Below are 6,953 nucleotides of genomic sequence, written 5' to 3'. Positions count from 1 at the left end.
CCGTGCTCGGCCCACACCGGACCCCCGTAGAACGCCTCCAGGCCCCGGCGGCGCACCTCCATGTCCGCGAACCCCCGCAACCACACGAACCGGTCCGCATCGTCCAGGTCCCGGAACCGACCCAGCACCGCCATCCCCACCGCCTCCTGGGTCTCGACGAACTCGGCGTCGAACAACCCGATCAGCTCCTCGCGCCGCCCCGGACGCAACGTGTACCGGCGCAACTCGACCACCCGGTGACCCACCACGGCACAACCCCCGTCCACCACGCCGGGGCGAGAGTGCCCCGAACCCGCCCACCGTAGAGGAACCCACCGTCGAAAACCCGGTGCGCACCCACCCGACCCTGGACATACTCAGCAGATGCACAACCCCTACGACGACCCCGCCGTCGCCGCCCTCTACGACTTCTTCAACCCCTGGGCGCCCTGCGACGACTTCTACCTCGACCTCGTCATGAACGCCCCCGCCGCCCTGGACGTGGGCTGCGGCACCGGCCTGATCCTGCGCACCGCCCGCGAACGCGGCCACACCGGCCGCCTCATCGGCCTGGACCCCGCCGACGCCATGCTCCACATCGCCCGCTCCCACACCACAGACGTCGACTGGATCCGCGGCGACCTGGCCACCCGCACCTGGGACGGCGGATTCGACCTGGTCACCATGACCGGCCACGCCTTCCAGGAACTCCTCACCGACCAGACCATCGTCGACGCACTGCGGGCCATGCGCACCGCCCTGAACCCCGGCGGCCTGGTCGCGTTCGAGACCCGCAACATCGACGCCCGCGCCTGGGAGCAGTGGACCCCCGACCACGCCTGGACCGGGACCCTGCCCGACGGCCGCACCGTCACCGACACCAACGACGCCCGCCCCATCACCCCCCAGGGGCTGGTGACGTTCACCTCCACCACCACCGACACCGACGGCCGCGAACTCCTGTCCACCGTGAGCACCCTGCGGTTCCTGACCGTCCACCACCTGGACACCCTGCTCACCGCCGCCGGACTCACCCCGGTCGAACGCTACGGCACCTGGGACCGCACCCCCCTCACCCCCGCCTCACCGGAGGTCATCACCCTGGCCCGCCCCGCCTAGTCCGGGCGCACGTTCCCCAGAACCCTCTCCACGGTGATCTCGATGACCACCCGCTCGGGGTTGGGCCGCGGCTGCCGGTACCGCTCGGCGTAACGGCGCACCGCCTCGGCCACCCGCCCCGCGTCATCGGAGACGACCGCCGTCCCCTCGACCGTGCACCACCGGCCGCCCTCCACCTGCGACACCGACACCCGCGTCCCCGGACGCGCCGCCAGGTTGCGCGCCTTGTAGCTGCCCGCGAACGTGATCACCCGCACCAGGCCGCGCCCGGCGTCATAGGTGGCCCCCACCGGAACCTGGTGGATCGACCCGTCCGGGCGGGGCGAGGCCAGCGTGCACAACCGGTACTCACCCCAGAACTCCGCGAACCCGCTCCCGCCCACACGAACCCCTTCCCCTCGTTCAACCGGGTTCAGGATCCCACGCCCACGCCAGGGTCCCCCTCCAGGTCCACCCAACCGCGGAACCCCGACGGCGAGGAGCACCACACCCGCCCCCTCGGCCCCCACTCCTGCCACAACCCCCCGATGCGCTCCTCGTCCCCGGCGATCAGCGCCGCCGCCATCGCGTCGGTGCGCGCATCGTCCGCCCACGGCCCCAACGCCTCCCAGGAATCCCACAACAACACCTCGCACCCGCACCGGTGCGCGGCCTCCGACCACACGTAGTCCCCGATCAGCCACCCGCCCCGCAACGGCAGCTCCGGCGCCACCCCGAACCGGTCCCCGTCCAGCTCCCCGGCCCGGTACCCCGCCCACGCCCGCGCCGCCGACACGAACACCCGCGGATCATCATCGGGCAGATCCCCCAGATCCACCGCCCCCATCGCCCCGGGCGCGAACTGGGTGTCCACCCGCACCCACCGCCCCCCGTCGTGGTACTCGGCCACCACATGGTCGGTGTGGAAACCCTCCTCCAGGTACCCGGCGAACCCGACCCGGGGCCGGGCCGCCACCCCCTGGGCGCGCAGCGCCGCCACCGTCACCAACGCGAAGTCCCGACAACACCCCGCCACCGGCCCGTCCCCGGCCGCGCCCAGGATCGCCTCCACCCACCGCAGATCCACCCGCGCATCGGCCGAGAACCCGCCGCCCGCCCGGTAGTGCACCACCATCTCCCGCACCCCCTCCCCCACCGCGCCCACGTCCCCCACCGGCAACCGGTCGGCGTACCGCCCCGGGTCGCTGAAGGGGCTGTGCCGCACCCACCGCTCCACCACGCTCATCCCTCTCCCCGCATCGGGCGGGCCACCTGGGCCACCACCACGTCCTGGGCGCCCTCCCAGGCACCCGTGTACACCTCACAGCCCACCCCGCCGGTCCCGGCCACCGCCGCCACCGCACGGTGGGCGCCCATGATCCGCGGGTGGAAGCAGTCCCGGCGCACCACCGCGCACACCGCCCACCGGCCCCCGCCCACCACCCGCACCACCGCCTCACCGGCGGGGTCGGCGGTACCGGTGTAGGGGACGGCCACCTCGATGCCACCGACCGTCTCCACCCCCACCAGACCGGGGTAGAACACCCACGTCGACGCCCCGGGGACGGCACCCTGGTCGGTGAGCAGCCGCCGCAGCCGCCCGGCCCGCTCACTGAAGGTCTCCACCAGGTGTGCCTGGTCGGTGCGGGCGCGCACCGCCAGCGCCCGCACCGGCTCCCACACCCGCACCCCGACCCGCCAGTCGACCTCCTCGGCGGTGTCACCGTCCAGGTGCCGGCCGAGTTCGGCCAGCACCCGCCGCTGGGCGCGCACCGCCTCCTCCCGGCCCGCCCACCACGCCCCCACCCGCTCCCGGGCCGCCTCCACACCCAGGTCCACCACCTCACCGACCAGCGCCAGCGGCACACCGGCCTGGCGCAGCAGCCGGATGCGCGTCGCCCGCTCCACCTGCCCGGACCGGTAGAACCGGTACCCGCTGCGCGGGTCGATCCGGTGCGGTGGCAGCAGGTGCGACCGCTCGTACAGGCGCAGCGCCTTGACGGTCAGCCCGCTGCGGCGGGCGAACTCCCCGCGGCTCCACTCCTTCTCCATACGGCCAGTGCACACCGAGCCCCTGGGGCAAGGTCAACCCCTGCCCCCGCACAAAAAAAGGGGCGGACCGCACGGCCCACCCCTCCGGGGCGGGGTCAGCCCAGCACCCCCGCCGCCGCCCGGTGCCGCAACCGGATCCGCACCGCACGCTGGGCCGCCGGGTCCAGCACCGACACCACCGACGCCACCTCCGCGACCTGCACCAGCGCCTCCACGGCCCCCTCCACACCCGCCACCGCCACCACCAGGCGCGCCAGCCCGGCCACGTCCACGAACTCCTCCACCGGCGTGCCCGCCAACACCCGCCCCAGCGCCCGCTCCACCACCACCGGATCCACCTCACCGGCCTCGGCCAGGGCCCGCACCACCTCGCCCAGCGTCCGCGCCCGCCCCACCGCATCGCCCATCGCCGCGCTCCCCTCCCGACCCGCCCCGACGCACGGGGCGGTGACACGGACCCTACGCCCGCCCCCACTCCTCTCGAACGCCACTACAATCCTGCGTTCCCCACCACAAGGAGCACCATGACCACCCCGCGCACCCACGGAACCCTCCCCGTCACCGACGGCGACACCCTGTACTGGGAGGAACACGGCCACCCCGACGGCACCCCCTGCCTGGTCCTGCACGGCGGCCCCGGCTCGGGCGCCCACCCCGGGTTCGTGAACTTCTTCGACACCACCCGCCACCGCGTCGTCCTGTTCGACCAGCGCGGCGCCGGCCGCTCCACCCCCGACGCCGCCCTGCCCACCACCGACCTGGCCGCCAACACCACCGCCCACCTCCTCGACGACATCGAGGCGCTGCGCACCGCCCGCGGCATCGACTCCTGGCTGGTGGTCGGCACCTCCTGGGGCTCCACCCTCGGCCTGGCCTACGCCCAGGCCCACCCCGACCGGGTGCGGGCGCTGGTACTGGTCGCGGTCACCACCACCTCACCCCGGGAGGTGCACTGGCTCACCCACGACATGGGCCGGATCTTCCCCGAACAGTGGGAGGCCTTCCGCGACGCGGCCGGACCCGGCGCCGACCCCCACCGCCTGCCCGCCGCCTACGCCCGGCTCCTGGCCGACCCCGACCCGGCCGTGCGCGAGGCCGCCGCCCGGGCGTGGTGCCGGTGGGAGGACACCCACATGTCCACCACCGCCGACGCCGCCCCGTTCCTGTCCACCCGCCCACTGGACTTCCAGCTGCGCTTCGCCCGCCTGGTCACCCACTACTGGGCCCACCACGCCTTCCTCCCCGACGGGCGGCTCCTGGAGGGCATGGACCGGATCGCCCACCTGCCCGGCGCCCTCATCCACGGCCGCCTCGACATCAGCGGCCCCGCCGACACCGCCTGGCACCTCGCCCGGCGCTGGCCCGCCGCCACCCTGCACATCATCGAGGGCGCCGGACACACCAAAGGCCTCTACGACACCGCCGTGGCGGCCGTCGACCGCCTCACCCGCTGACCGCACCCGGCCACCGGGCGGCCCCGCCTCACCTCACCAGCCCCGCCCGGAACGCGAACACCACCAGCTGCGCCCGGTCCCTGGCCCCCAGCTTCACCATCGCCCGCGACACATGGGTGCGGGCGGTGGCGGGGGAGACCACCAGCCGCCCCCCGATCTCCTCATTGGAGAGCCCCTCACCCACCAGCCCCACCACCTCCCGCTCCCGCTCGGTCAGCACCCCCACGTCCACCACCGGCCCCACCGCCGGCCGCGAGGACGTGAACGCCGCCACCACCCGCCGCGTCACCGACGGCGACAGCAACGCCTCACCCCGGGCCGCCACCCGCACCGCCTCCAGCAGCTCGGCCGGGTCGGCGTCCTTGACCACGAACCCCGACGCCCCCGCCCGCAGCGCCTCGAACACGTACTCGTCCAGCTCGAACGTCGTCAGCACCACCACCCGCACCCCCGCCAACGCTTCGTCGGCACTGATCTCCCGCAAAGCGGCCAGCCCGTCCATGACCGGCATCCGCACGTCCATCAGCACCACATCGGGCAGCTCCTCGCGCACCACCGCCAACGCGGCCGCCCCGTCGGCGGCCTCACCGACCAGCTCCAGGTCGTCCTCGGCCTCGATCAGCACCCCCAACCCCATCCGCACCAGAGCCTGGTCATCGGCCACCACCACCCGCACCGCCATCACACGCCCCCTTCCACCGGAACCCGCACCCGCACCCGCACCGCGAAACCGCCCCGCTCCCCGGGCCCGGCCGCCAACTCCCCGCCCACACCCCGGGCGCGCTCGCGCATCCCCGCGATCCCCGCACCCTCCACCCACCCCGCACCCGGCCCGGCACCGCTGTCGATGACCGCCAGGCACACCAGCCCGGGCTCGAACGCCACCTCCACCCGCGCCGCCGCCCCCGCCCCGGCGTGGCGCAGCACGTTGGTCAGCCCCTCCTGGGCGATCCGCAACAGGGCGTGGTCGACCGCCCCCGGCAACGCCACCGGCTGCCCCGACCGCTCCACGGTGACGGCCAGCCCGGCCCCGCCCATCTCCTGCACCACACCCTCCAACCGGTCCAGCCCCGCCACCGGCTCCAGCGCCGCACCCTCCTCGCCCCGGAACACCGCCAGCGTGCGCCGCAGCTCCTCCAGCGCGGAGCGGCTGCTGTCCCGGATCGCCGCCAGCGCGACGGCGGCCTGCTCGGGGCGCCGGTCCACCACGTGCAAGGCCACCCCCGCCTGCATGCTGATCACCGACAGGCTGTGCCCCACCAGGTCGTGCACCTCCCGGGCGATCCGCAACCGCTCCTCGTACCGGTGCCGGGCCACCTCCGCCTCGCGCTCACGCGCCCGCCCCTGCCGGCGGGCCCGCACGAACACCCCCGCCCCCGCCCAGGGCGCCACCACCCCCACGGCCACCGCCAGCGCCGCCCAGACGGACCCGTCCGCCAGCCCCCACCACGGCTCGCCCGCCCGGGAGAGCACCCCCACCCCCAGGACGGGGGGCAGCGCCCAGGCCAGGAACCGGACCGGCTCCATCCGGATCGCGGCGGAGAACACCACCAGGGCGCCCATCACCACCACGACCGGGTTCACCACCCCGGCGCCCACCGACACCGCCGCCGCCCCGGCCCCGGCCGCCACCAGAGCGGCGGGCGGGCGCACCCGCCGCACCGCCACCGCCGCCACCAGCAGGGCGATCCCGGCCCACACCCCCCACCCCAGGCCCACCTGCCCCCAGTCCGGCCCCGACCCGCCCGCCCACGGCGGCCCCTCTCGATCCGACCCCTCCCAGCCGGCCGGGGCGGCGTGCCCGAACGCCACCTGGGCGCGCACCGCCGCCAACGCCACCGCACCCAGCACCACGCCCAGCCCGGCATCGACCGCGACCGTCCGCACACTCCTCATGCCACGACCCTAGGCTTCCCACCCCGCCCGCGCATCGCCCCCACGGCGCAGCCCCGCCTACGCACACCGACGTACACGCACAGCCGCCCCAGGGGCGATGCCCGCGACCACCCCGCCCGCCCACAGTGGAACCCATGAACACCACGACCGTCATCGCCGACCTGGCCGGCCACCCCCCGTGGGGGGACGGACCGCCGCCCTTCGCACCCCTGGGAGCACTCATGTTCTGCCTGCTGCTCATCGCCGCCGCCCTGGCCGCGTTCGTCCTCATCCGCCGCCGCGGCGGCGGCCCGCCCCCGTGGGTCACCGGGCCCCGGCCCGCCCCGCCCGAGTACGAGGCCCGCCGCACCCTGGCCGACCGGTTCGCCCGCGGCGACATCACCGTCGAGGAGTTCATGGAACGCGCCAGCGCCCTGAACTGGAACCCCGGACAGGACGACACCAGGAAGTGACCCGACCACCCGAAGGCGCCCG

Annotated in this window: 10 protein-coding genes; 3 read left to right on the top strand and 7 right to left on the bottom strand. The window is 75.2% G+C overall.

Annotation, left to right across the window (positions count from 1 at the left end; translation table 11 throughout):
• Positions 1-233 (bottom strand): NIPSNAP family protein (locus ACJOT3_RS30470; protein ID WP_406976589.1); only part of this gene is annotated, 233 nt, incomplete at its 3' end.
• 130 nt (positions 234-363) lie between these two features.
• Here ACJOT3_RS30470 and ACJOT3_RS30465 point away from each other — a divergent pair.
• The gene (locus ACJOT3_RS30465; protein WP_406976588.1) at positions 364-1,098 is read left to right on the top strand and encodes a class I SAM-dependent methyltransferase; all 735 of its coding nucleotides are present in this window, start codon (positions 364-366) and stop codon (positions 1,096-1,098) included.
• Here the strand turns inward: ACJOT3_RS30465 and ACJOT3_RS30460 are convergent.
• From ACJOT3_RS30460 to ACJOT3_RS30445, 4 genes are all read right to left on the bottom strand, one after another.
• A complete protein-coding gene (locus tag ACJOT3_RS30460) occupies positions 1,095-1,481 on the bottom strand; it encodes a pyridoxamine 5'-phosphate oxidase family protein (RefSeq protein ID WP_406976587.1) in 387 nt (128 codons plus the stop codon). The two genes, ACJOT3_RS30465 and ACJOT3_RS30460, sit on opposite strands and share 4 nt — an antisense overlap.
• A 29-nt stretch (positions 1,482-1,510) precedes the next feature.
• Complete coding sequence (locus ACJOT3_RS30455; protein ID WP_406976586.1) at positions 1,511-2,323, bottom strand: transglutaminase-like domain-containing protein; 813 nt, start codon at positions 2,321-2,323, stop codon at positions 1,511-1,513.
• Entirely contained in the window at positions 2,320-3,129 is an 810-nt protein-coding gene (locus tag ACJOT3_RS30450) for a MerR family transcriptional regulator (protein WP_406976585.1), read from the bottom strand. Before ACJOT3_RS30450 ends, ACJOT3_RS30455 begins: the two co-directional genes overlap by 4 nt.
• Before the next feature lie 95 nt (positions 3,130-3,224).
• Positions 3,225-3,536, bottom strand: coding sequence for a hypothetical protein (locus tag ACJOT3_RS30445; protein ID WP_406976584.1), 312 nt, complete (start codon positions 3,534-3,536; stop codon positions 3,225-3,227).
• A gap of 117 nt (positions 3,537-3,653) precedes the next feature.
• On the opposite strand from ACJOT3_RS30445, the gene pip reads away from it, so the two are divergent.
• The gene (gene pip / locus ACJOT3_RS30440) at positions 3,654-4,583 is read left to right on the top strand and encodes a prolyl aminopeptidase (protein ID WP_406976583.1); all 930 of its coding nucleotides are present in this window, start codon (positions 3,654-3,656) and stop codon (positions 4,581-4,583) included.
• A gap of 28 nt (positions 4,584-4,611) precedes the next feature.
• On the opposite strand, the gene ACJOT3_RS30435 is transcribed toward pip, so the two are convergent.
• On the bottom strand, positions 4,612-5,265 hold the full coding sequence (locus ACJOT3_RS30435; protein WP_406976582.1) for a response regulator: 654 nt from the start codon (positions 5,263-5,265) through the stop codon (positions 4,612-4,614).
• Complete coding sequence (locus ACJOT3_RS30430; protein WP_406976581.1) at positions 5,265-6,479, bottom strand: sensor histidine kinase; 1,215 nt, start codon at positions 6,477-6,479, stop codon at positions 5,265-5,267. The genes ACJOT3_RS30435 and ACJOT3_RS30430 overlap by 1 nt, the downstream gene beginning before the upstream one ends.
• A 134-nt stretch (positions 6,480-6,613) precedes the next feature.
• Here ACJOT3_RS30430 and ACJOT3_RS30425 point away from each other — a divergent pair, with 134 nt between their 5' ends.
• A complete protein-coding gene (locus tag ACJOT3_RS30425) occupies positions 6,614-6,931 on the top strand; it encodes an SHOCT domain-containing protein (protein WP_406976580.1) in 318 nt (105 codons plus the stop codon).
• The last annotated feature ends 22 nt before the right edge of the window (positions 6,932-6,953 follow it).

It is taken from the genome of Nocardiopsis protaetiae, assembly GCF_045446735.1.
GTDB classification, from domain to species: Bacteria; Actinomycetota; Actinomycetes; order Streptosporangiales; family Streptosporangiaceae; genus Nocardiopsis; species Nocardiopsis protaetiae.
This window is presented reverse-complemented; position numbering and strand designations above follow the sequence as displayed.